This window comes from Exiguobacterium sp. BG5(2022) (assembly GCF_031844365.1).
Classification (GTDB): Bacteria; Bacillota; Bacilli; order Exiguobacteriales; family Exiguobacteriaceae; genus Exiguobacterium; species Exiguobacterium profundum.
Genome location: NZ_JAUZVB010000001.1, coordinates 366,489 through 390,751, shown reverse-complemented (window position 1 = coordinate 390,751; position 24,263 = coordinate 366,489). Strand labels below are relative to the sequence as shown.

Here is a 24,263-nt window from a genome sequence, read left to right as displayed (position 1 = left end):
CCTCCTACACTCTCGGTTATTTTTGTTTTTCGGCCACTCTCAACTTAGCAGAGCGTGAACGACGGTTATCTTCAAGTTCTCCCTCACTCGCCACGATCGGCTTACGCGTGATGAGTTTGAGTTCCGGTTCAAATTCTTTCGGAATGACCGGCAACCCCGGTGGTAATGGTGGATGCTGGCTTCGCTCTTTGAACACTTGTTTACAAATGCGGTCTTCTAACGAATGGAACGTGATGACACAGATGCGTCCATTCAATGCAAGTAAATCAATCGCATCTTGAACAGCGCGGTCGAATACGTTCAACTCGTCATTGACGGCGATTCGAATCGCTTGGAACGTCCGCTTCGCCGGGTGTCCGCCTTTTCGTCTAGCTGGTGCAGGAATCGCTTCTTTAATCAAGTCGACAAGCTCGAATGTCGTCTCAATCGGTTTATCGGCACGGGCTTGCTCAATCTTTCGTGCGATTTGCTTTGAAAACTTTTCCTCCCCGTATGTAAAGAAAATACGAGCAAGTTCTCCGAATGACCATTCGTTCACAACATGATAGGCTGAAAAGTCCCGTGACCGGTCCATTCTCATATCGAGCGGTGCGTCATAGTTGTAACTGAACCCGCGCTCCGCCTCATCTAGCTGTGGCGAAGAAACGCCTAGGTCGAATAGTACACCGTCCACTTTTGTCACACCACGTTGGGCGAGTTCTTCCTTCAAGTGAACGAAATTGCTCTTTATAAACGTCACACGGCCTTCATAAGGAGCCAATCGCTCTTTCGCATGTGCGAGCGCGACGTCATCTTGGTCGAACGCATATAGTTGACCCGTCGTTAGACGCTTTGCGATTTCTTCACTATGACCCGCTCCACCTAACGTACAATCGACATATACCCCATCTGGTTTGATGTTCAATCCCTCAATGGACTCCATTTTTAAAACCGTTTCATGCTCAAACATTCAAAAAACCCTCTCAACCTACATATTTCAACTGTTTTATTACACTTACTTTATCATAAAAATGTCAAGGTCCGTACAGGTTTTTAGTGAAAAGAGGAAACAAAAAGGTAACAACGAAAAAAAGCTCTCGACAAATGTCAAGAGCTCTCAAAAAAAAGATTATACATAGAACAAACATCGCTCCGTATCAGATTGTTCATAAACCTGTTTCAATCGTTTGAACACGTCTAGTCCGTGACGATTTAATATCGGAACCATCGAGATGATGCGCTCTTGAGGGGCATCCATCGGGAACAGCCGGGTCGACAGATGAATCCTTCGTGCATTCAAGCGATATTGTTCTCGCTTCGATTCAGCACGCATCTCATCCGCCAATCGCTCGAGCACATGTCTCGACTTCGCCTCAAATCGTCTTCCTTGTTTCCCTGCCTCATGACTGACGGCCTCTGTGAGCGTCCGATACGCATATAGCTTTTCTTCAAACGCTTCATCGTCAAATGCATGATCCGGGAGCGGTCGCTTCATATACTGCTCCAATGTCACGCTTTCTTGACGAAGCTTCTTCTCATCATTTCTTGACACGATCAACCCACCAAGACGTGGCAAGAGAAGCGGCATCTTCCATCTCATCTCGTGGAAGAGCGGTCGAAGCTGGAGCCAGTAGGCAATTTCACCGGGACCTGCCACATACCCAACAGTCGGGAACAGGAAATCCTGCATGAGCGGACGGGAGACCACGTTATTTGAGAAACGTTCCGGATGCGCCTCTATCTCTGTGAGCAGTTCGTCTTCAGTGAAGCGATGTCCTCGCTTTGTCGTGAACACCCCATCGACCTTCGTGAGCAGCTCTCGTGTCCCATCGTGATAAAACAGATGGGCCGCGTCTCTGTTCAAGTCGACCGATGGCATCCCTTCTTCATATGCATGACCGAGCGCTTCATGGAGCTTGTCATGATGCTCGATGAGACTTCGGAACATCGGTCGTTCGAGAGCCCGTACGTCTTTCGCGTGCGGGTCAAACAATAAAAAGTCAGATCCGACGAATCGCCGCATCATTCCACCGAAAAAGTGAGCGAACGAACGACTCACTTGAATGAGGTCAATCAGCTCATGATACAAATGTGAAGTATACGGTGTCTCTGTTTCGTTCAGTAGAAGACGTTGCGCCATTTGAACAAGTTCGAGCTTTACCCGTTCGAACTCTAAGTCCCCTATCGATGCTTTTCCTGCAAGCGGTAACGATGACAAGGCATCTTTTTTCAACGTCCTCGAAAACGCCTGTGTCGTGAAGACATGGTTGATTTCAGCAAAGTCATGATCTTCCGTCGCCATCCAGAAGACAGGAAGGACCGGTTTCCCTAATTTCGCTTCAGCCTGTTTCGCCCGTTTGATGACCGCTAACAGTTTGTATACGGCAAACAAAGGTCCTCCATATACGCCGACCTGTTGCCCAGTCACCATCACGTACGCTTTTCGCTGAGCGAGTAACTCCAGATTTGCTTCCAACTCTTCCGAAAGTTCCCCGAACTGTTCTTGTTGTCCCTTTATTATCTCGACGAGCTCCGACAGATGCTCATAGGTGCGCCCTGAGACCTCCTCGGCACGTTTTTCGATTTCATCCATCCCTCGATAATCGAGCCAGCGACCATATTCATGATCGATTTGGATCATCGGTGATGTGGATGCATATAGAGCATCAAATGCTTCTACCTTCACGTATAACAACTTCCTTTCAATCAATCAACGAATCATGCCTTGGGCTACACCGATTGCGAATAAAATGGCGTGGGTCGGAACAAGTAGCAAGAAGAGTAACCGCCAACCATGGACGAACATCTTCGTGAACAACACTTCCTCATAACGAATCCGCTGCCAAATCGCGTTGATCGGGAAAATCGCACAGCAGGCTGCGAGCAATAATAGCAACATATCCGTCCCGACGATGGCCTCAAGTAAAATACTGCAAGCGTAAAACCAAAGGATGACCCCGGCATCGCATGCGAGTTTGAATGAGTTGATTGATTTCGGCATAATTTTTCTAAGTATCATATACACCATAAACCATAAGATGAGTGGAAATGAAACGATATACACTAACACGATGCGCTCGCTCCTAGAATCAGTTTATGTAATAGCGGAATGACAGTGAGAGAAATCTGCATCTGTTCGGCTTTCTCAATCACCGGTTTCAAAATCGCATCCACCTCTGTCGGCCGACCTTCTTCAAGATCGCGCAACATCGAGGAGCGATTCTGTGCGGTACGTTCGATAATCGTCTCGATGTAGGAAAATGAGACTTGCTGCGCAAACAAAGGCACCAACTCATCGTAAATCGATTGTGCGATTTCACGATATGGTGAGCCGGCGAGGGCTCCATTCGGGACCCGGCATAATGCCGTGATGGGATTGATGATGGCATTAGAAAACAATTTTTCAATGACGACTTGTTCAATATCTTCTTCCCACACGATGTGAAGTGGGCTCTCTTGAAATGATAGAGGATGGAGCCCCGACGTACTTCCAATTCGAATCCGTCCGAGTCCACGATGCTCAACCTCATGACCACGCTTCGTCACCCCATGCTCGACGACACCTAAATGAAACCCTCGACGTTTCGCATATTCCAGATGGGCAATCCCATTCGAACAAATAAAGACGGGCACCTTACCCGAGAGTCGGGCCGTCGCTTCCTCGACTTGATGGGCTTTCGTCGTGACAAAAAAAAGATCCTCGTCCGTTTCCTGAAGCGTCTGACTTGACCGTAACGACACACGTGCCGTCCCTTCCGTCACACCGATACGTGTGATGAAAAGTGGATCAGATGACCCGATCCTTCCGTAGAGCGTCACGTCGTAATCGTCTGCGAGCACAGATGCCAACAATAATCCGACCGCTCCGTTTCCGATGATACCAATTCGTTTGATGGAGTTCATCATGGTCCTCCTCCTATTCGAACTATTTTCGCACAAAAAGTTTACCACATCTTTTCACCATGACCCAAAAATGACAAACAAAAAAGGAGTAACCTGAGAACAGGTCACTCCTTCAAGCATTATTTGCTTGTTACTTCTTTACCGTTGTAATGTCCGCAAGATTTGCAAACACGGTGTGAAAGTTTCATTTCGCCACAGTTCGGGCACTCGTTCATACCAGGTACGTTGAGTTTGAAGTGAGTACGACGAAGACGTTTGCGAGTTTTCGACGTTCTACGGAATGGTACTGCCATCGTTGTCCACCTCCTTGATAAGTTAACCTTCCTCGTTCTCTTTTTTCGAGAACAGGTCGGCTAGTCCCGCGAAACGCGGGTCAATTTTTGGTTGGGCTTCGGGCTGTTCGTCAGTGAGCGTCCAGCCTTCTCCTTCAACCTGAGTTTTGTCTGTTTCGTTCCCATAAACTTGCATCGGGACGTCTAACATGATGAGCTCTTTTACAATCGGTACAAGACTGATTGTATTTCCTTCTGGCAAATTCACGTCATCGAATTGCTCCGTATAACGCCCATTCTCCAAAAAGAAAGGCTCGAGCGATTCAATATCGAATTCATAAGTGACATCTTCTAACGTTCGCGCATCTGGCAACGTCAGGTCACCTTGAATCTTCAGATTGAATGTAACTTGATTAGATGTGAACGATGCATCCCCGTGCACATGCACCGGGCGAATCGAACGGATATCCGGATGGAGCTGAGTTAGCTCTGGTAGTTCTACCATCTCATCGATTGTAAAACCGTCACCCTGGTTTCGGAGCTTAAGTAGCTGTGCAATAGACCATTTCATCCGAATCACCTCAATTGCAACAATATGAATTATAGATAGGCCAACTTGTTTTGTCAATGTTTTTTCTTTACACTAAAATCAGTTGACGACGGCGCTTTGCCAAAGCGTACTTACTCATCTTACACCAATCCATACGACAATGCAAAGGAGTAAATCATGCAAAAGACGGCCATTATTGCAGAGTACAACCCGTTTCACAACGGGCACTATTATCAAGCGCAAACTGCACGTCACGAAACCGGAGCTGATGTCATGATTGCCATCATGAGTGCCCAGTTCACTCAACGGGGCGAACCCGCCTCGTTCGACAAGTGGAAACGGGCTAAGGCTGCCGTCGAGAGCGGTGCGATCGATCTTGTCATCGAGCTACCGACCCAATATGGGGTCCAACGCGCCGACCGTTTCGCTAAAGCCTCCGTCTCGATTGCTGAACAGCTCCGTTGCCAGACGCTATCGTTCGGGAGTGAGAGCGGGGATATAGATGCAATCCTCCATGCAGCCCGTTCACATGTCGAAGAGACGTCACGTTACAAAGAGGCGCTTCAAGAAGCATTACATGAAGGACACTCGTCCGCTCAAGCTTCGAGTCGAGCTTTCCGGACCGTTTATCCCTCATTTGATTTGACGCGACCAAACAACATTTTGGGCTATCATTACGCCAAAGCAGCAAAGATGATTCAGTTACATACAGTCAAACGGCTCGGGGCTGATTATCATGATTCTTCTTTAATGGACGTCATGTCGGCAACGGGTATTCGGGCTCATTACCTAGACACCGGTGAAGTTCGTGCCGTTCCGGCATCGACTGAAGCGATGTTTCGGACACAACCGATGACACATTGGGAACACTATTGGCCCGTCTTACAATTCAAACTGAGAACCTTGCCACTCCACACATTGACGGAGCTCGTAGGAATTGATGCTTCTCTCGCACCTCGTCTTAAGCAGGCGGGAGTCGAGCCTTCATTCGAACGTGCACTTGCTGTCGTGTCGACACGTCGCTACACGCGTACCGCCATTCAGCGGGCGTTCGTCGCCGTACTGCTTCACTGGTTAAAAGTCGAGGCACCGACACGCTTTGATGAAGTCCCTTACGTGAGACCGCTCGCCTTCAACGATCTCGGACGACATGCGTTACGAGATGTGAAGGAAGACGTGCAACTCGTCAGTAAGTTCGATGCCCGGCTCGATTTTGAAGCTCGTGTCACCGAAGCATATCGACTCCCGCTTCAAGATGATGCATTGATCGAGCACCGGCAACGCCCTCAGTTCATCTCTTCTAAATAACGAATCGCATCCTCGACCGTCTTTACAGGGACGACTTCAATGTCACTGTTTAGGCGGTCTCGTGATTCCAGCGCCTCTTCATAATTTGAACCGGCCGGCACAAAGAAGACTTCCGCTCTTTCCTCGTCGGCGGCGACAATTTTCTGCCATGCACCTCCTATAGGTCCGACATTCCCTTCCTCATCGACCGTTCCGGTTCCGGCAATCCGTTTTCCATTTGCCAAGTCACCTGGCGTCAATTGATCATAAATTTCTAACGTGAACATCAATCCTGCAGATGGACCGCCGACATTCGTCAAAGCGACATCGACTTCAGGATCAGCCGTGATTTCTTGAACGGGAAGTGGTTCATAGATTCCAATTCCGACACGATCCCCGCTTTGATCGATCGGCTGAATGAGCGTTTGCACGACACGTTCTTCGCCGTCTCGTTCAATCGTCAACTCCACTTCATCGCCCGCCTCAAATTCCGATATGCGATTCAAAAAGTCGACGCGAGTGGCAAAGGACATCCCATCGATGGCCGTGATGACATCACCCGGCTTCAACACATTGGCCGCAAGGGACCCAGGAATCGGAGCAGATACATAAATTCCCTCGAAATCAACCGTCACGTCTTGAGCTGCTAATTGATAGGCGTATTGGATTGCTGCTTGTTGAGAAGAGTCCATCAATAATTGTTGGCGACGTTCATAGTCTGCCTCATTCTCCCCATCGTATAAATAGCGACTGGATAAATTCGCTTCCGTGAACGGGGTCACCCAACTTTCAACTAACCAAAACGGAGTCGCACGGCGTTGGGAGATTGTCACCATCATCAGTTCCCCATCCTCTTTTTCGCCACCTTGGACGGTCAGGAACTCTTCAATTGAGGTCGCTGCTCCGGGTGAAGAGATATAGTAAGGAAGTGGGACGAACAGGAAGAGAAGCACTGTAACGAGTAGACCGAGACCGATTTTTAACGATTTCATTGTCCCGAACTCACTTGATACTTTTTACGCAAGGCAATTTCAACCTGTTCCGGTACGAGTTCACTGACCGATGCACCATATTTCGCCACTTCTTTGACAATCGACGAGCTGAGGAACGAATATTGACTATTCGTCATCATGAACAACGTCTCGACGTTCTCATTCAACTTTTTGTTAATTGATGCGATTTGAAGCTCGTATTCGAAATCTGAGACTGCACGGAGCCCACGGACGATCGTCGCCGCTTCCCGCTCTGCGGCATACTCGACAAGCAATCCCCCGAACGCGTCAGCCGACACGTTTGGCAGATGTGTCGTCACATCTCGAATCAGTCCAAGTCTTTCCTCCACATCAAATAATGGGGCTTTGCTTGAATTTTCAAGGACAGCCACGATGACTTCGTCAAAAATGGCCGCCGCTCGTTCAATAATATCTAGATGTCCGTTTGTGATTGGGTCAAAGCTACCCGGACAAATCGCAATCCGTTTCATCGTGTCACTCCTCCGATGCGTACTCATAGAAACTGATGGTGATGACATCTGAGTATCGCTGTTCTTTAATTCGTTCAAATCGTCCCACCCGCTCAGGTAATGTCACGTCACTACCGTGTTCACAGACGATTACGCCGATATCGATCAACAAATCTGATTCATCGATCAGCTGTAAGAACGCCACGTGTTCTTCCGCATGATAAGGAGGATCCATAAAGATGAGCTTGAATTGTTCCTGTTGAACCTTGAGTTGTTCGAGTACCGCCTTGGCGTCTTGACGATATACTCTCCCTTTTACTTCATAATGGGTCGCTCGCAAGTTCTCTTGAATCGTATGGACGGCTTTCGGTTGACGATCGACAAAAATAGCTTCGTCACAACCTCGTGATAACGCCTCGATTCCGAGCCCACCGCTGCCCGCGTAAAGGTCTAGTGCTTTCCCGCCTGAAAAATAAGGTCCGATAATGTTGAATAACGATTCCTTCACTTTATCGGTCGTCGGCCGTGTCGCCGTTCCTGGGACCGCTTTTAAACGGGTCCCTTTTCGTTCTCCAGATATGACACGCATGTCTTTCCCTCCAGCAGAAAAGATGAAGGTGATGCCACCTTCATCTTTTTGTTTATTTCGATTTTGTCTCGTACGTTTCGGAAATGAATGGGCGTTCGCTTCGAACGACCGCTTCCACAAACGGCAATGCTTTCACTTGTTCGAGTACGGCTTCATGACCTTCGAGGTCAGTATAAAGAAACGCATACTTTTCTCGTTTTGAGACAAAGTAAAGATTCGCATAACGTCTTAACGCTTTCACTTGTTTTAAGGAATTCACGTATACGACGAAGCCAATCCGTTCATTCAACTTAGACGGCGCATCCACAACTTCCGCCTCCTCCGCAGCTACCTCCACCAGAACATCCACCTTCATCAAAGAATGGATTACCGGTCGGGACCTTGATTTTAGGAGAGACTGAATGAGCCAATAGTTCACTCACTTCCCCTAACAACTTATCCAAGCTTCGTTCCGCTTTTTTGAACGCAGCGATTTCCGGCTGAACATCGAGACGACGTTTGATGAGATGCATCTCTTTTTTGATGCGGTCGTGGTCCGGATGATGCTTTCCGAATCGCTGGACATACTCATAGTCCTCTTTCATCTTCAAGAACTCACGCTCGATTTCCTTTGCTTCTTGTGATGCGAGACGTGCCGCTTTCGTTTGAATATATGTTTGAAACGATTCGCTTGCTTCAATCAAATCGGTCAATTCTTCTGTTTGATCGAGCAGGGCAATCGTCTGTTCAGTGATTATCATACCCCTCACCCTTTCTGCCATGATTTTACCACAATTGTTTCCCTATGTAAGCAATCCACACTATAATTGAAGTTGACCGCAAGGCGTTCCATGTAGAAAGGAAGTGAACAGACGCAACCTATGCGTCTACGTATGAAAAAAGTTTCTTTTAATATGATCCGATCGGCCGGTATCAAGACGGATTATGCGAAACCCGAATATTATTTCGATCAGCTCGATAAGGTTCGCGCTGCCGACCTCGTCCTGTTCCCTGAGTATTGGATGGTCAATTCCATCATCTACGGGATGAATAAAGCAATCTTCCCATCACCTGCGACTTATCACCTCGGGCACGACAAGATCGAGATGACGCGCGCCTTTAAAGCGACATATCCGCATCGGATTCCGAAGACATTGATTTATGGAAAGAACCCATACACGATTGAACGCGTGTTGGAAGAATTCCACTACCCGTTCGTCGCCAAAAAAGCCAAATCCTCAATGGGTCAAGGGGTATGGTTAATCAAAAATGACCAAGACTGGTTAGAATACGTCGAGAATCATGATACGTTCTATGTCCAAGAGTTCATCCCGAATGATCGCGACTTACGCATCATCGTGATTGGAGAAGAGGTAGTCGGTGCCTATTGGCGTGTCAGCGAGGCTTTTTTAAACAATGTCGCTCAAGGGGCTAACTTCTCGTACGAAGACATCCCGGAAGACGTCATCAAAGAAGTTCAATCGATTGCCAACACGTTATCTATCAATCACGCAGCGTTTGACGTTATCGTGACGGAAGAAGGATTTTACATTTTGGAATTCAACGTCTTTTTTGGATCAGAAGGACTGCTACCTCTTGGCGTGAAACTCCCTCAAAAAATCGAGGAATACTTAAATTCACTCGGCTGATTAATCGTTCATCTTTTTTTCACAATTTGAACACACGTTATTCCAAGAACGTTTTTGAATATGGTATGATGACATATGAGGTTTATTCGAAAAGGGGGATTATGATGAAATTTGAGCAGTTCCACATCGAGGGAAAAGAAATCCGTTTTGGTTTGCTCGAGACGATCATGGATCATCATCATTTCATCCGTGAAGGTGCTTGGGATTACGAGCGTGCCACGTATGACATGAAATATGAGAAACAATCGACTGGCGAAACATTCTATCTTCGCTTACCTGTATACGCGATCGAAGGTCAAATCGAAGATCGTCACGCTGTTGTCAAAATGCTTACACCGATTTTAGGAAAGCATTATTATCCACACGGTGTTGAATACGATGAAGTCTTCCCAGAAGAAATCGTCCGCGACTGTGAGCGCCGTCTAAAAGCACTCGCAGAAACATTAGAAGTCAAACCCCTTGCATAAGCGAAGGGGTTTTTCTTATGGGCGAGTTAAACGTTGTTAGGCAACTTACGCCGACAAGTCCTTTGATTCGATGATCACGCAACCTTTACTCTTATAATACATAATCATATCTTCTAGTTTTTTCAAATCGTAGCTCGTAATGCAATCCGACAAGACGCTAACCGCATAGTCAGATTTCCGCAGATTGTAGCAAGTCGACTTCACACAGGCGGTCGCATCAGCCCCAGTGATATAAAACGTATCGATGTGATGCTTGGCAATGAACGTCACAAACGCTTCGCTCGTCAAGGCGTTGCCCTTGTACTTTGTGAACACGTGGTCGGACGCGAGCTTCAAATCTGGTGCTAATTCCGCTCCTCGCGTTCCTGTTTTGAACGTTCTCGTCCCTGCTGATAAATTCTCATGACGGATATAGACGATATGTAACTTCTTTTCGACCGCCCAATCAATCGCTTTATTGATGTTGTCGATGATTGCTTTGTAATTTTTCGTGATGTCATTTTGAATGTCAATAACGACTAAGGCTTGGTTCTGCATAATTTGTCCTCCTCCATTTCTAAAAAGCGAACATTAGTTCGACTCCACTATTTAGTATAGCAAAGTTCACTTCTGGAAGATATAGTCATAAGAAACGTAGCGTCGAGCATATAAAAAAGGAGGCCCTTTACGGGTCCTCTCTTATATCATGCCGCAATGACGGTCAATGTCACATCGACTTGACCGAGCAATAAATCGAATTGGTCTCGAACATAGCGGTACAATCGCTCTGCCTCGACGAGTGTTAATGGTGCAATGATTTGATAATCATAGTGGTCTTTCGAGCGAGAGACGACTTTCACTTCTTTCAAGCCGAATTCGATTGCGCTACACGCGATCAAATCTTCAATCGCCCGTTCCGCAATCGTCACGTCTCCGTATGAATAGTCATTCCCAATCACAGCCATCGTATCGTTCATGGTGATCACTCCTTTTCATTCGCGAGCACTTTAACGTCCTCCATGATAGATTCGATATCGACCGGTTCATCCCCTGCCGTCGCCATCTGCGCGACAGCACGGACATCATGATGGCGGTCGATGACGTACATCGTCGTCGCATGCGTCACGAGTCCGCTGTTCGCCTTCGAATAATAGAACTGTAGCTGACGTGTGATTCGGTCAATGTCTACCTGGTCTCCCGTCAACATCTTCCATCCAGTCGGCTCTGCTTGGAATGCTTCCCCGTAATTTTTCAGAACGGGCACGGTATCCACATCCGGGTCAACCGTGATCGCGACGAGTTCTACGTCCGAGCCGTATAAGTTCTCTTTTTTCAATTCTTTTTCGAGTTTCATAAAATCACGTAACGTGAGCGGACAAATATCTGGACAGTTCGTATAGAAGAACGTCACAATCTTCACTTTTCCGTTGTCGGAATTATAGGTCTCTTCATTTAATGCGTTCGTTAATGTGAACGGGGTTGGCTCTTGAATGACGGGTAGGTCGTCTTGATTGAAGAAAACAAAATACACGGCTACTCCGATGACGACAAGCGTCAAGACGGTCAAACCGACCGTCAAATAGCTATTCCGTTTCATACAGCTCTCCCTCTCTATGGATCATCCTCCGATTATCGCGCGGAATACGTTCGTCGTTTCACCTGGGTCATATGCCACATAGAGAAGAATGTAAACCGTCACCCCCGTAATGGCCGTGAAGAACCAGACGACTGACGCTTTTGGACCGATTTTCCGGTGCTTCTCGATTTTGTTTTTATAACCGAGATAGAGCGTAATCAATCCGAGGATACCACCTGTGGTTGCGAGAAGAATATGGAAAATCATAAAACCAAGATAGAACGGCTTCACTGAATCCGGTCCCCCAAATGCCGTGTTACCGACAAAAATGGTACGCGAGACGTAAAGGATGAAGAACGTCGTCGCTGCAATCGCTGCGGCCGTCATCACCTTTTTATGTTTTTCGATGTTGCTGCGGTCTTTTGCGATAATCACCCATCCGATGGCGACAAGAATCGCACTGATGACGATGAATGACACACTAATTAAGGCAAGATAGTTCATCAATGTTTCCCCTTTATGTTCTGTTTAATTTTTTTCATTTGTTTCTTGCGGAGTGAATGACATGCCTTCATCAAGAGCAAGTGACTTCGTCCGACGCACCCAGCCGAAGAACGTCCAGCCGAAGAAGAAGCCGTACACGATCTCTTGACCGAGTTTCATGAGGACCCCACCGAAACGTTGATCTTCGAGCGCACTGTTCGTCGCTCCCATCAACGCCTCTAAATCAATTCCGGAAACGTCACCATTCGGGAGACAGTATCCAAGGACCGTCGCAAACGTCTGTGGGTCCGTGTATGCATTATAGAGTGTCGTTTGACTAAAGATGATGAGCGCACAGGCAGGTGTCAGTAAGACCCCGTTGGCGATAATGTACACCATTCGTTTCAAATCGGACATGCCTTCCTCTTCGTCTGAGACGAGTGGAACGATGACCGGATACCACATCGTCAAACTAAAGACGACAAGGGCACCGTGGAAAATACGGTGAACGCCGTAGTTCGTCAAGACGTAGTCGAATACGACCGGCATATGGTAAATCGAGAACAATGCGTTGAATAAAATGAGCGCGATCAGTGGCTTCGTCAAAAACTTGAACATCGGCCCAATCCATTTGAAGCTAAGTACTTTTTCAAACACCCAGTACGGTAGACCGTAAACGACGAGTGCCGGTGCCAAAATATAGACGAGCACCATTTGGAACATATGCACCGATAAAATGATATGTGCCATGACATCGATTGGACTTCCAAAACCGATGTAATACAAGACAATCGCAAACAACATACTAAACTTTTGTAATAACGTGGTCGAGGCATATCCTCGCTTCGCCATTCTCTCTGTCACGACGGCGTATAACACATAAATCCCGACCATGAGCAATCCGAACAGCGGACTCCATAACGTGAGCCAATCAAATTGATTGAGCAGCTCCGACGTATTCCAGAGCATCCGTTCACCCCTTTTCTTTCTCTCCCTAACCTTTGAAACCGTTCACTTCAAGATTACTATTCATTCATTTTTGAAGTAAAGGAAAAAGGACCGAATCATCCGTGTTTCCACAGATGTTCAATCCTTTGTCACAATTACCAAATGAGTAAGCGGAGTGCAGCGACCGTGATGATGGCAACAAAGATACCTAGCCACATCATGCCAACGATCCACGTGTTCCCACGGTTATTCATATGCATGAAGATATATAACTGTAGGAAGACTTGGATGACCGCCAAGATGATTAAAAAACCACCTGCTGCCCACACCGGCATCAATTCCGCATAAACGGCGCCGAATGCCACGAATGTGAGTAAAATCATCATCGCGAAACTGATTAATTGAAGCTGATACTCACGTTTCGACTCTGCTTTTACTTCAAGCTCTAACTGCTTGTGAGATTCGTTCATTACTCGTTTTTCCATATTAGTTCACCATCCCTAAGAGGTAGACGATTGAGAAGATGAAGACCCAAACAACGTCGATAAAGTGCCAATATAGACTCGATACATAAAACTTTGGTGCATTGTATACATCGATCGGACGGTTCCAGTTACGAATCAAGAGCGTCGTGATCCAAAGAAGACCGAACGTTACGTGCGCGCCGTGGAAACCAACCAACGTATAGAAGGCTGAACCGAATGCGCTCGACGTGAACGTGTGACCGATGTGGTAGTAGTGAATGAACTCGTAAATCTCAGCACCAAGGAATCCGGCACCAAGAAGGAGCGTCACAATCAACCAAAGCTTCATACGCCCTGGATTGTTTGCCTTCATGTTCATCATCGCAAGGACACTTGTAAGTGAACTTGTGAGGAGGAGCATCGTCATGATGAAGACGAGCTCCATTTCGAAAATGTTATACGAACGTAATTCCTCTGGCGCACCAGAGTTCAAGAGACCAACGTATGTTCCAAAGAGCGAGGCGAAGAGGACTGTCTCTCCACCAAGGAAGAACCAGAAGGCCACATATTTATTTTTCCCTTCCAGTGTTGCTTTCTCTGGATTGGCCGGGATACCGGTCACTGGGTGTTTTTCAACTGCATGTGCCATTTATTGTTCTCCTTTCTCACGAATCGCTTTCAAGTCTGCTTCGACTTGTGACTTCGGAATGTAGTAGCCGTGATCGTCAATCCAAGAACGTAGGAACATCGAGACGAACGTCATCGCTAATCCAAATCCAATCAATGACCAACCGACGACCGTGTTATCCATCTGGAAGATGGCACCGAGTCCTGCGATAAAGAGGCCGAGTGACATGAAGAACGGAATGAGCGAGTTATTCGGCATGTGAATGTCCGAAACTTCCTCAGCGACTGACACGCGTTTGTTGCCTGCCATTTTCTCGAGCCAGAACGTATCAAGTCCTTTGACGAGTGGTGTTTGTGCAAAGTTGTACTCTGGAGTCGGAACAGGAAGTGTCCACTCAAGCGTACGTCCGTCTCCCCAGTGGTCTGGTTTGACGCGGTCTTTTGACAAGAAGGCTTTCACAACAGCGATGAGCAAGACAATCGTTGACACACCCATGAAGAATGCACCGATTGTCGAGAGCATGTTGAGTGTATCCCAACCTTGACCATCGAGGTATGTGAAGACTCGACGTGGCATACCGAACAATCCGAGGAAGTGTTGCGGGAAGAACGTCAAGTGGAACCCGATAAAGAACAACCAGAACTGCCAGTATCCAAGCTTTTCAGAAAGGGCTTTTCCGAACATGAGTGGGAACCAGTAGTAAAGTCCTGCGAAGAGACCGTATACAACCCCACCTACGATAACGTAGTGGAAGTGAGCGACAACGAAGTAGCTGTCGTGGTACTGATAGTCAGCCGGTGCGACTGAAAGCATAACCCCTGTCATCCCACCAACGAGGAATGAAGGAATGAACGCGACAGAGTAAAGCATGGCCACGTTGAATTTAATTTGACCGCCCCACAGTGTGAAGAGCCAGTTAAAGATTTTAACACCAGTTGGTACGGCAATCGCCATCGTTGCAACAGCGAAGATCGAGTTGGCAACTGGACCAAGACCGACTGTGAACATGTGGTGAACCCAAACCATGAATCCAAGGAAACCGATAAGCATTGTCGCGAAGACCATCGTCGTGTAACCGAAGAGACGTTTACGCGCAAATGTCGGAATGATTTCCGAGAAAATACCGAATGCCGGTAAGATCAAGATGTATACTTCCGGGTGACCGAAAATCCAGAAAAGGTGTTCCCAGATGACAACGTTCCCGCCAAGTGCCGGGTCAAAATAAGCAGCTCCGAAGAGTCGCTCGAACATCAACATGAACAATCCGACCGTAAGTGGTGGGAATGCGAAGACGATCAATGCCGATGCAACGAAAGTCGTCCATGTGAAGAGTGGCATACGCATGAGTTTCATTCCTGGCGCACGCATGTTCAAGATGGTGACGAGGAAGTTAATCCCGGCCATCAATGAACCGAAACCTGAAATCTGAAGACCGAGAGCGTAGAAGTCTACCCCTGTCGCTTCCGGTTGTGTTGAAAGTGGAGCGTAAGCCGTCCACCCTGCGTTTGGTGCTGCTCCGAAGAACCAGCTCAAGTTAAGCATGACTCCACCGAAGAAGAACAACCAAAAACCTAATGAATTAATGAATGGGAACGCAACGTCGCGTGCCCCGATTTGAAGTGGTACGACGGCGTTCATAAAACCGAATAGCATCGGCATGGCCGCTAGGAAGATCATCGTCGTCCCGTGCATCGTAATCAACTGGTTAAATGTCTCACCGCTGACGAAATCGTTCATTGGTTTGACGAGTTGCCAACGAATCAGTAATGCTTCAATTCCACCGAGAAGGAGGAAGAAGATTCCTGAGAACAAATACAAAATACCGATTTTTTTGTGGTCAACCGTCGTAATCCAATCCATGATGCCATTGTATTTACGCGATTGCTGCATTGCAGTGGTCTGTGCCACGTGAAATCCCCCTTTTCCCGTTAGTCAATCTTCTGCTCATACAAGAAGTCAACGAGTGCATCTAATTCTTCGTTGCTGATTTGACCTTCATTGAATCCTGGCATAAGAGCCCCTTGTTTTTTCTCTTGCGGGTCACGGATCCACTCTTTCAAGTTGTCCTCGTTGTTTTCGAGGTAACCTGCGAGCCATTCACGATCACCGAAGTTCGTTAAACTTGGTGCTACTTTACCGCCGCCGTGACAGCTCAAGCAGCTTTCGACATACACTTGCTCACCTGTAGTCAAGTTTGTGTTGTCTGCGACGAGATTCTCACCGTTCTCGTCTTGCTTAGCTTTCATGTCAGCGAGCCATTGATCATATTCTTCTTGCTCGAGCGCGATGACTTTAAAGTCCATAAGGGCATGTGACGGACCGCAAAGCTCAGCACATTTCCCGTAGTAAGTACCTGGTTCATTTGCATGTAACCACATTTCGTTATCAAGTCCTGGGTTCGTATCTGTCTTACCAGATAAAGCCGGTACCCAGAATGAGTGAATGACATCTTTCGACGTCAAGTTGATGCCGACTCGTTTTCCGACTGGAATGACGAGCTCTTGTCCTGTCACAACACCTGCTTCTGGATATTCAAATTCCCACCAGTACAAGTTAGCTGTAACGTTGATTTCTTCTTCTTTTTTCGCTTCTTTCGCTTTCGCGAGTTCGACAGTCGTCGTGATTGTCGGAACAGCGAGAATGATGAGAAGGATAATCGGAACGACTGTCCAAATCATCTCGAGTGTACTGCTACCTTCAACTTGCTTCGGAATCGATTCATCTTTCCGACGGAACTTCATGAGCACGTACACGTAAATGACCGATACGATGATGAGTACGAAGAGCATGATCGCCAAACTGATGAGAATGATGCGGAGCTGAAGCTCAGCCCCTTCTCCCATCGGCTTCAATGCAGACAATCCCTCTTGACCGCAACCTGATAACAGGACTGCGAACATCATCATCGGGACGATGCCAAACAGAAGCTTCTTAAATGATTTCACAACAATCCCCACTTTCTCCCAAAATGATGTGTAATGGTTTTCTATATAGTGAGTGCGATCACCAGAGTGCTGTCAAAATCAGCGCGATAATCCACACGACTAAATAAATTAATGAATAGAAGAACATTTTGTTTGCCCACTTGATTTCGTCCTCGGCGTTGAATCCTTTCAATCCGAGATACAACCAGTAGCCCCCTAAACCGGCTGCGACTGTCAAGTAAACAAGACCATAGTGCATAAATAAGAGCGATGCCGGAATCAGCGTCGCAATCCACCAGATGATTTGCCGTTTCGTGATGGCAAATCCGTTCACGACCGGAAGCATCGGAATGCCTGCCGCTCGATACTCTTCCGTCCGTCGCATGGCGAGCGCCAGGAAGTGAGGTGGTTGCCATAAGAACATGACAAGGAACATGAGCCACGCATCAATATGAAGTGCCGGATCTAGTGCTGCCCAACCGATGAGCGGTGGAACGGCTCCCGAAATACTACCGACGACTGTATTGAGCGTACTCGTACGCTTCAGCCACATCGTATAAATCACGACATAAAAAAATGCCCCGATTAAACCGAATACTGCGGCGACGTACGATACAAGGAGCAATAGTAGTGTTCCGATTGCAAGTTGTGTCAATCCAAGGAGTAAAATCTTCTCTCCTGAAATCTTGCCGGTTACACTCGGTCGATTGTCCGTACGATCCATTAAGTAATCGATATCTCGGTCCACAAAGTTGTTTAGGTAACAACTCCCCGAAATCACGAGTGCGCTTCCTAACATCGTTAATAAGAGCTGTGGCCAAACTTCAAACAAGTAAAGGACTGGCGTATCGCTCTGGTACGTCGCTGCCACGAAGAATCCTGCAAACACCAACAACAGGTTGGCGCGAACGATTCCCATTTTCGCTAAGGCGACGTAATCTCGGAATGACGTTGATTCTGTATACTCTACATCTACCGTCATCCCTGGGTTGACTTTTGTCATACTGACCCCCCCACATAATCACGAAATCCTCGCATTCTCTTCACAGAAAAAACACAATATGAACAAAATACACTTAACTCTCTACAAAGATACCATATTTTTTTATAAAATACGCCCTTTATGCTTGTAAAATAGCGAGTTTTTTGTGTCAATAGTGTGATATTTGTCACACCTTATGTGCTTTACTAATATTAGAATAACGTTTTTGATAACGATTGCAAGCTTTTCCATTTCGTTTTTTGAACGGAAAGCCGTATAATAAGTATGGCGAAAAAAATATAAATAAACAAGGTACATTTTTTAACGGATTTCGATTAGAAGCAGGTGGTATTACATGCATAAAAAACTCGCGTTTTTCTCAGGGTTTGTCACCCTCGGGATGATGCTTGTCCTCATCATGGGTGGAACCGTGACGAAGACGGATTCAGGAGATGGTTGTGGGACGGACTGGCCACTCTGTCATGGAAAATTAATCCCAACCAATCCCAGTGTTGAAACGATGATTGAATACAGTCACCGGGTAGTCTCCGGTATTGAAGGTCTTCTCATCATTGCGCTCGCCATTTGGACGTTCATCGCGGTCAAACATCGGGTCGATGTGAAAATCTTTGCGTTTCTCGCATTTATCTTTATGCTCATCCAATCAATCATTGGAGCGGGCGCGGTCATTTGGCAACAGTCGGATGCCATCCTGGCCCTTCATTTTGGAATTTCTCTCGTGTCGTTCGCATCGTTACTCATTTTGACGATTCTGTTATTCGAAGGTGACCAGGAACATCAAGTCGTATCGAGACGATTAAGATCTCATCTTTACGGTCTTTCAATTTATACGATGATCGTCGTGTACACAGGAGCCTACGTCCGTCACCTCGGTGCTACATACGCATGTGTCGGTTGGCCGATTTGTGAGCAGAACGTCTGGACGTTCGAGTCGTATGTGCAGATGGGACATCGCATCATGGCGGGTATTCTCGTTTTGTACACGTTGTATGTACTCTATCTTGCCCGAAAAGAAATGAACCGATTGATTGAGCGCGGTATGTGGGCGTCTCTTTTCTTCATCCTACTTCAAGTCGGTACAGGTGCTTGGATCGTTCTTGGAGGACACGCGACTTACGTTCCGCTCCTTCACGCATTCTTGATCACGTGCTACTTCGGTATCCTGTCATACCTCTCTTATCACGCGTATCGGTCGACAGCGCGACAAGACGGGGCACAATTGAAAAACATGAACGGATAACCAAACTAAAAAGCGCCGCGGCGCTTTTTAGTTTACAATGCTTTAAATCGTTCGAGGGCACGCTCTCTCGCTTCTTTATGATCGACGATTGGCATGGCATAGTTGTCTCGCTCTGACGGGTCAGGAAAGTGAATCGATTTATCTGTTATATGTTTCAGCTCCGGCACATACTTCCGGATGAACGTCCCATCAGGGTCAAATCGCTCGGATTGCGTCGTCGGATTGAAAATACGGAAATACGGAACAGCGTCCGTCCCGACTGAGGCCGCCCATTGCCATCCCCCGATATTCGACGCTGCCTCATAATCGATCAGCTTTTGCTCGAAATACCGTTCCCCTTTTCGCCAATCGAGAAGGAGATGTTTCGATAGGAAAGATGCGACAATCATGCGTAGGCGGTTGTGCATCCACCCGGTCTCGTTCAACTGACGCATCGCCGCGTCGACGATTGGATACCCCGTTTCTCCGTTACACCACTTTTCGAACTGCTTTTCATTGTCCTCCCATTCAAGTGACTTGTATTTATCATTGAACGGTTGATCTTTCAATCCGTGGAACTTTGACATGACCATGTAATAAAATTCACGCCATAACAGCTCATCGTAATACGTGTCACGCCCCTTTGATCGTCTCGCCGACAACACTTGTTCGGTGATGGTGCGAATCGACAACACACCTGTCCGTAAATAAGGAGATAGTCGACTCGTCCCGGCGATGCTCGGAATGTCACGCTTCTCGTCATAATCGACCATGCGATCATTGACGAAGTGGGTCAATCGTTTCTTCGCTTCCGTTTCCCCTAGCCCTTTCCATTCACGATTACATCGTTTGAATAGATCTTTCAGTTCACTCGGTTGTTCATTCTTTGAACGGATGTACTGAGATAAACGATCGACATCAACCTCATACGGTGCGGGTGGCTGTTCGGCATACGCCGCTTTTTTGAACGGGGTGAAAACTTTATAGGGATCGCCACTTTTTGTACGGAACGCATCGGGATGAAACAGGTGACGATCCAGAAGTCGCACAACTTTTACTTCTTCACCAAGTGCTTCAATCACACGGTCATCCCGCTGTTTGAACGGTTCCACGTACTCCGCATTAAAATAGAGCACATCCATCTCCCCGAGCTGTTTCACGAACGCATCCTCCGTCTCTGCGACAAGGACGCGAAGCCCTAACCCTTTCGCATCTAAATCATACATGAACGCTCGCATCGTCGAGAAGAAATAGTCATGCCGTACCTCGAACGGGTCACAGTATTTCGGATTCAACCAAAAGACGAAATCTAGGTCATCGCCTTCCTCCATATCTTTCAATACACGGTGTAACATATGATTATCGGTCAGTCTAAAATCCGAACGAAACCAACATACTCGTCTCATGATCTCCACTCCCATCTACAAAAAAGAAGCATAGCGCGCTATGCTTCTTTTGATTATACAAATTCAATCAACAAGTCGTCACTTTGTATTGTGTCGCCTTCTTTAATATGAATGGCCTTAATCTCACCATCTTGTGCCGCTTGAATCGTCGTTTCCATCTTCATCGCTTCTGTGACGAGTAACTGCTCCCCACGATGAACTCGACTTCCTGGTTCGACCAATACTTTCAAGACAGACCCCGGCATCGATGCACCGACTTGTTTGGCGTTCGAACGATCGACTTTCGGACGGCTTGTCGTTGCCGATTTGACATTGACATCTTTAATCTCGATTTCACGTGGTACCCCGTTCATCTCATACGAGACGAGACGGATGCCATCTTCATTCGCTGCACTCACTTGTACGAGCTTGATGATTAACGTTTTTCCAGTCTCGATTTCAACTTGGATTGTCTCACCGACGTTTAATCCGTAGAAGAATGTCAACGTGTCGAGCACTGAGACGTCCCCGTATGTCGTTGTATGTTTGATATAGTCTTCGTACACTTTCGGATAAAGCGCATGAGCAAGAAGTTCAAAGTCCGTCACCGGTCGCTCGAATTTTTCGAATAGTTCTTGGCGTGCCGATTCAAAGTCATACGGTTTGATCAATTTACCAGGACGAACGTTTAATGGCTCTTCCCCTTTCAAGATGACTTGTTGCACATCTTTCGGGAATCCACCTGGAGGCGTTCCTAATTCACCACGCATCATTTCGACGACCGAGTCTGGGAAGTCCAACTGATGTCCTCGTGTCATCACATCTTCTTCCGTCAAGTTATGCTGGACCATGAAGAGCGCCATATCACCGACAACTTTAGATGACGGCGTCACCTTGACAATGTCCCCGAACAACATGTTGACTCGGGCATACATCGCCTTGACTTCTGCCCAGCGGTCTCCAAGTCCGACCGCTTTCGCCTGCTGTTGGAGGTTTGAATATTGCCCACCTGGCATCTCGTGTTCGTACACGGATGGATTCGATGCACGCATATCACTTTCAAACGGTTCATAGTTGTGACGCACGTCTTGCCAGTAGTCACTGATGATTTCATATTGTTTCGGGTCGACTTTCGGCTGACGTTCGTGGTGGTTGAGCGCATAAACCAAACTTCCACCTGAAGGCTGTGATGTCATCCCTGACATCGAACTCGCGGCAACGTCAACGATATCGACACCGGCATCTGTCGCGCGAGCATATGTGAAGATCCCGTTACCGGAAGCATCGTGTGTATGCAAGTGGATTGGTAAGTCCACGGCGTCCTTTAATGCCGATACGAGTGCATAGGCTGATTCCGGCTTCAATAGACCTGCCATATCCTTGATTGCCAAGATATGCGCACCACTCGCCTCAAGTTTCTTCGCGAGGTCGATATAATACGGAAGATGGTACTTCGGACGGTTACCATCATACAAGTCTCCCGTATAACAGATGGCTGCCTCTGCCACTTTCCCAGTTGGAAGCGTCGCATCGATTGCCAATTGAATCGACTCAAGGTTGTTGAGACTATCAAAGATTCGGAACACGTCGACTCCGGCATATGCCGCTTCGTGTACGAATTTCTCGATGACGTTGTCTGCATAGTTTTTATATCCGACCGCATTCGCACCGCGTAGCAACATTTGAATTAGGACGTTCGGCATCTTCTCACGAAGCTTCATGAGACGTACCCATGGGTCTTCGGATAAGAATCGGTAGGCGACGTCGAACGTCGCTCCGCCCCATGCCTCGACCGAGAACAATTCTGGCATGAGTTTGCTTGTCGGTTCGGCGATATTTAGAATATCCTGTGTGCGCATGCGCGTCGCGAGCAACGATTGATGCGCATCTCGCATCGTCGTATCCGTCAACAACAGTTCCGGTTGACGTTTGATCCAGTCGGCGAGGCCGTCCGGTCCAAGCTCTGTAAGAATTTGTTTCGTCCCTGGCTTCGCTTCTGCCGGGAGGTCGTGCGGGATTCGCACCGAACGGCTGATCGGCTTGTCTTTCAGACCAACACCTGGGAATCCATTCACTGTCACATCCCCGATATAGTTCAGCAGTTTCGTCCCGCGGTCTTTTCGTTTCGGGAAGACGAACAGTTCTGGCGTCTCATCGATGAATGACGTGTTGTAATCTCCACTGATAAAGTTCGGGTGCTTCATGACGTTAATCAAGAACGGAATGTTCGTCTTGATTCCACGAATCCGGAACTCGTTCAAGTTTCGAACCATCTTCGAGGCCGCTTGTTCGAATGTCATGCCATGTGTGGACAATTTCACGAGAAGTGAATCGTAGTACGGTGAAATCTCTGCACCGACATACGCATTCCCACCGTCAAGACGAACACCAAAGCCACCCGGAGAACGGTAAGCCATGATTTTCCCTGTGTCCGGCATGAAGTTATTGCCTGGGTCTTCAGACGTAACACGTGATTGGATTGCATAACCGAGAAGTTTAATCTCTTCCTGTTTCGGCATTTGAATCATATCGCCGTGGAGCGACTCACCTTGCGCGATCATCAATTGCGTTTGAACGATGTCAAAGCCCGTCACCATCTCTGTGATCGTATGTTCCACTTGAATGCGCGGGTTGACTTCGATGAAGTAGAACGACTCATCCTCTGTCACCAAGAACTCGACTGTACCGGCGTTGACGTATCCGACGTGTCGCATGAGTTGGACCGCCGCATCACAAATCGCTTGGCGCGATGCATCAGACAATGTCACACACGGCGCCACTTCGACAACTTTTTGGTGACGGCGCTGAACCGAACAGTCACGCTCGAATAAGTGAACGATGTGACCGTGCTCATCCCCAAGAATTTGCACCTCGATGTGTTTCGGACGTTCGACGAGTTTTTCTATGTACACTTCGTCAGAACCGAACGCCTGCTTTGCTTCTGACTTTGCACGTTCAATCAAATCTTTCATTTCCGCTTCTGTTCGAATGACACGCATTCCGCGTCCTCCGCCACCCATCGAAGCTTTGACCATGAGCGGGAATCCGTGCTCGTTCGCAAATGCTTCAGCATCTTCATATGATGTGAGCGGTCCATCCGAACCCGGGATGACAGGAAGACCCGCAGCAATCGCACTCTGACGTGCTCGTACTTTATCCCCGAACGCATGTAAATGTGACTCATGCGGTCCGACAAAGATGATGCCCTCTTCACGGCAACGTCGTGCGAGTTCAATGTTCTCTGAAAGGAAACCATACCCTGGGTGAATCGCATCACTGTCTGACTCCTTAGCGATTCGAATCACGTCTTCGATATCGAGGTACGCATCGATCGGTTTTTTGTCTACACCGATCAAGTAGGCTTCATCAGCTTTAAAGCGATGTAAGGAGCCGCTATCTTCTTGCGAATAGACAGCTACCGTTCGAATGCCTAACTCTGTCGCCGCGCGAAATACGCGAATGGCAATTTCCCCACGGTTTGCAACAAGTAACTTTTTAATTGGTTTCAAATGAAATC

27 protein-coding genes are annotated in these 24,263 nt (G+C 47.4%); 4 read left to right on the top strand and 23 right to left on the bottom strand.

All coding sequences use genetic code 11. The features are described from left to right. Window positions 1-16: 16 nt before the first annotated feature. From rsmH to Q9R25_RS01985, 6 genes are all read right to left on the bottom strand, one after another. Complete coding sequence (gene rsmH / locus Q9R25_RS02010; RefSeq protein WP_078146645.1) at window positions 17-949, bottom strand: 16S rRNA (cytosine(1402)-N(4))-methyltransferase RsmH; 933 nt, start codon at window positions 947-949, stop codon at window positions 17-19. 159 nt (window positions 950-1,108) lie between these two features. Next, window positions 1,109-2,665, bottom strand: a complete 1,557-nt coding sequence (gene bshC, locus Q9R25_RS02005; protein ID WP_311282739.1) for a bacillithiol biosynthesis cysteine-adding enzyme BshC — start codon at window positions 2,663-2,665, stop codon at window positions 1,109-1,111. 24 nt (window positions 2,666-2,689) lie between these two features. Continuing rightward, the gene (locus Q9R25_RS02000) at window positions 2,690-3,049 is read right to left on the bottom strand and encodes a DUF3397 domain-containing protein (protein ID WP_015881302.1); all 360 of its coding nucleotides are present in this window, start codon (window positions 3,047-3,049) and stop codon (window positions 2,690-2,692) included. Next, window positions 3,043-3,882, bottom strand: coding sequence for a ketopantoate reductase family protein (locus tag Q9R25_RS01995; RefSeq protein ID WP_311282738.1), 840 nt, complete (start codon window positions 3,880-3,882; stop codon window positions 3,043-3,045). The genes Q9R25_RS02000 and Q9R25_RS01995 overlap by 7 nt, the downstream gene beginning before the upstream one ends. Before the next feature lie 119 nt (window positions 3,883-4,001). Beyond that, the gene (gene rpmF, locus Q9R25_RS01990) at window positions 4,002-4,175 is read right to left on the bottom strand and encodes a 50S ribosomal protein L32 (protein ID WP_015881300.1); all 174 of its coding nucleotides are present in this window, start codon (window positions 4,173-4,175) and stop codon (window positions 4,002-4,004) included. A 22-nt stretch (window positions 4,176-4,197) separates the two neighbouring features. Beyond that, on the bottom strand, window positions 4,198-4,725 hold the full coding sequence (locus Q9R25_RS01985; RefSeq protein ID WP_015881299.1) for a YceD family protein: 528 nt from the start codon (window positions 4,723-4,725) through the stop codon (window positions 4,198-4,200). 156 nt (window positions 4,726-4,881) lie between these two features. Between Q9R25_RS01985 and Q9R25_RS01980 the strand changes: the two genes are divergently transcribed. Further along, window positions 4,882-6,012, top strand: a complete 1,131-nt coding sequence (locus tag Q9R25_RS01980; RefSeq protein WP_311282737.1) for a tRNA(Met) cytidine acetate ligase — start codon at window positions 4,882-4,884, stop codon at window positions 6,010-6,012. Here the strand turns inward: Q9R25_RS01980 and Q9R25_RS01975 are convergent. Genes Q9R25_RS01975 through Q9R25_RS01955 form a run of 5 tightly spaced genes read right to left on the bottom strand, consistent with a single transcriptional unit; the run spans window position 5,991 to window position 8,782 of the window. After that, a complete protein-coding gene (locus tag Q9R25_RS01975) occupies window positions 5,991-6,983 on the bottom strand; it encodes a SepM family pheromone-processing serine protease (RefSeq protein ID WP_214691091.1) in 993 nt (330 codons plus the stop codon). The two genes, Q9R25_RS01980 and Q9R25_RS01975, sit on opposite strands and share 22 nt — an antisense overlap. After that, window positions 6,980-7,474, bottom strand: a complete 495-nt coding sequence (coaD, locus tag Q9R25_RS01970) for a pantetheine-phosphate adenylyltransferase (protein WP_015881296.1) — start codon at window positions 7,472-7,474, stop codon at window positions 6,980-6,982. The genes Q9R25_RS01975 and coaD overlap by 4 nt, the downstream gene beginning before the upstream one ends. A 4-nt stretch (window positions 7,475-7,478) precedes the next feature. Further along, a complete protein-coding gene (rsmD, locus tag Q9R25_RS01965; RefSeq protein ID WP_311282736.1) occupies window positions 7,479-8,042 on the bottom strand; it encodes a 16S rRNA (guanine(966)-N(2))-methyltransferase RsmD in 564 nt (187 codons plus the stop codon). 52 nt (window positions 8,043-8,094) lie between these two features. Continuing rightward, window positions 8,095-8,349 carry a YlbG family protein gene (locus Q9R25_RS01960; RefSeq protein ID WP_143406649.1) on the bottom strand — a complete coding sequence of 85 codons (255 nt, stop codon included), beginning with the start codon at window positions 8,347-8,349 and terminating at the stop codon, window positions 8,095-8,097. Then, the gene (locus Q9R25_RS01955) at window positions 8,333-8,782 is read right to left on the bottom strand and encodes a YlbF/YmcA family competence regulator (protein ID WP_015881293.1); all 450 of its coding nucleotides are present in this window, start codon (window positions 8,780-8,782) and stop codon (window positions 8,333-8,335) included. The genes Q9R25_RS01960 and Q9R25_RS01955 overlap by 17 nt, the downstream gene beginning before the upstream one ends. A 132-nt stretch (window positions 8,783-8,914) precedes the next feature. Between Q9R25_RS01955 and Q9R25_RS01950 the strand changes: the two genes are divergently transcribed. Together Q9R25_RS01950 and Q9R25_RS01945 are read left to right on the top strand one after the other, a co-directional pair. Then, on the top strand, window positions 8,915-9,670 hold the full coding sequence (locus Q9R25_RS01950; RefSeq protein WP_074037944.1) for an ATP-grasp domain-containing protein: 756 nt from the start codon (window positions 8,915-8,917) through the stop codon (window positions 9,668-9,670). A 104-nt stretch (window positions 9,671-9,774) separates the two neighbouring features. Continuing rightward, window positions 9,775-10,137, top strand: a complete 363-nt coding sequence (locus tag Q9R25_RS01945) for a YugN family protein (RefSeq protein ID WP_015881291.1) — start codon at window positions 9,775-9,777, stop codon at window positions 10,135-10,137. Between the two features lie 45 nt (window positions 10,138-10,182). On the opposite strand, the gene Q9R25_RS01940 is transcribed toward Q9R25_RS01945, so the two are convergent. The 10 genes from Q9R25_RS01940 to cyoE form a co-directional block, all read right to left on the bottom strand. Then, window positions 10,183-10,674 (bottom strand): cysteine hydrolase family protein, encoded by a 492-nt coding sequence (locus Q9R25_RS01940; RefSeq protein WP_159562045.1) that lies wholly within the window; start codon window positions 10,672-10,674, stop codon window positions 10,183-10,185. Window positions 10,675-10,820: 146 nt separating this feature from the next. Continuing rightward, window positions 10,821-11,093 (bottom strand): hypothetical protein, encoded by a 273-nt coding sequence (locus tag Q9R25_RS01935; RefSeq protein WP_074037351.1) that lies wholly within the window; start codon window positions 11,091-11,093, stop codon window positions 10,821-10,823. A gap of 5 nt (window positions 11,094-11,098) precedes the next feature. After that, complete coding sequence (locus tag Q9R25_RS01930; RefSeq protein ID WP_159562044.1) at window positions 11,099-11,713, bottom strand: SCO family protein; 615 nt, start codon at window positions 11,711-11,713, stop codon at window positions 11,099-11,101. Window positions 11,714-11,734: 21 nt separating this feature from the next. Continuing rightward, window positions 11,735-12,196 carry a DUF420 domain-containing protein gene (locus Q9R25_RS01925; RefSeq protein WP_015881287.1) on the bottom strand — a complete coding sequence of 154 codons (462 nt, stop codon included), beginning with the start codon at window positions 12,194-12,196 and terminating at the stop codon, window positions 11,735-11,737. Window positions 12,197-12,220: 24 nt separating this feature from the next. Continuing rightward, the gene (locus Q9R25_RS01920) at window positions 12,221-13,144 is read right to left on the bottom strand and encodes a cytochrome c oxidase assembly protein (protein WP_159562043.1); all 924 of its coding nucleotides are present in this window, start codon (window positions 13,142-13,144) and stop codon (window positions 12,221-12,223) included. Between the two features lie 134 nt (window positions 13,145-13,278). Beyond that, the gene (locus Q9R25_RS01915; RefSeq protein ID WP_031421543.1) at window positions 13,279-13,608 is read right to left on the bottom strand and encodes a cytochrome C oxidase subunit IV family protein; all 330 of its coding nucleotides are present in this window, start codon (window positions 13,606-13,608) and stop codon (window positions 13,279-13,281) included. Window position 13,609: 1 nt separating this feature from the next. Next, window positions 13,610-14,236, bottom strand: coding sequence for a cytochrome (ubi)quinol oxidase subunit III (locus Q9R25_RS01910; protein ID WP_015881284.1), 627 nt, complete (start codon window positions 14,234-14,236; stop codon window positions 13,610-13,612). Beyond that, window positions 14,237-16,105: a cytochrome c oxidase subunit I gene (gene ctaD / locus Q9R25_RS01905; RefSeq protein ID WP_214691280.1), complete on the bottom strand. Its 1,869-nt coding sequence runs from the start codon at window positions 16,103-16,105 to the stop codon at window positions 14,237-14,239. A 38-nt stretch (window positions 16,106-16,143) separates the two neighbouring features. Next, on the bottom strand, window positions 16,144-17,121 hold the full coding sequence (coxB, locus tag Q9R25_RS01900) for a cytochrome c oxidase subunit II (RefSeq protein ID WP_214691281.1): 978 nt from the start codon (window positions 17,119-17,121) through the stop codon (window positions 16,144-16,146). Window positions 17,122-17,218: 97 nt separating this feature from the next. Then, the gene (gene cyoE / locus Q9R25_RS01895; protein ID WP_074037356.1) at window positions 17,219-18,142 is read right to left on the bottom strand and encodes a heme o synthase; all 924 of its coding nucleotides are present in this window, start codon (window positions 18,140-18,142) and stop codon (window positions 17,219-17,221) included. Between the two features lie 334 nt (window positions 18,143-18,476). Here cyoE and Q9R25_RS01890 point away from each other — a divergent pair, with 334 nt between their 5' ends. Beyond that, window positions 18,477-19,382, top strand: coding sequence for a COX15/CtaA family protein (locus Q9R25_RS01890; RefSeq protein ID WP_269318098.1), 906 nt, complete (start codon window positions 18,477-18,479; stop codon window positions 19,380-19,382). 32 nt (window positions 19,383-19,414) lie between these two features. On the opposite strand, the gene Q9R25_RS01885 is transcribed toward Q9R25_RS01890, so the two are convergent. Both Q9R25_RS01885 and Q9R25_RS01880 read right to left on the bottom strand, forming a co-directional pair. Continuing rightward, window positions 19,415-20,767, bottom strand: coding sequence for a cryptochrome/photolyase family protein (locus tag Q9R25_RS01885; RefSeq protein ID WP_311282735.1), 1,353 nt, complete (start codon window positions 20,765-20,767; stop codon window positions 19,415-19,417). Window positions 20,768-20,820: 53 nt separating this feature from the next. Beyond that, window positions 20,821-24,255, bottom strand: coding sequence for a pyruvate carboxylase (locus Q9R25_RS01880; RefSeq protein WP_074037361.1), 3,435 nt, complete (start codon window positions 24,253-24,255; stop codon window positions 20,821-20,823). Between the last annotated feature and the right edge of the window lie 8 nt (window positions 24,256-24,263).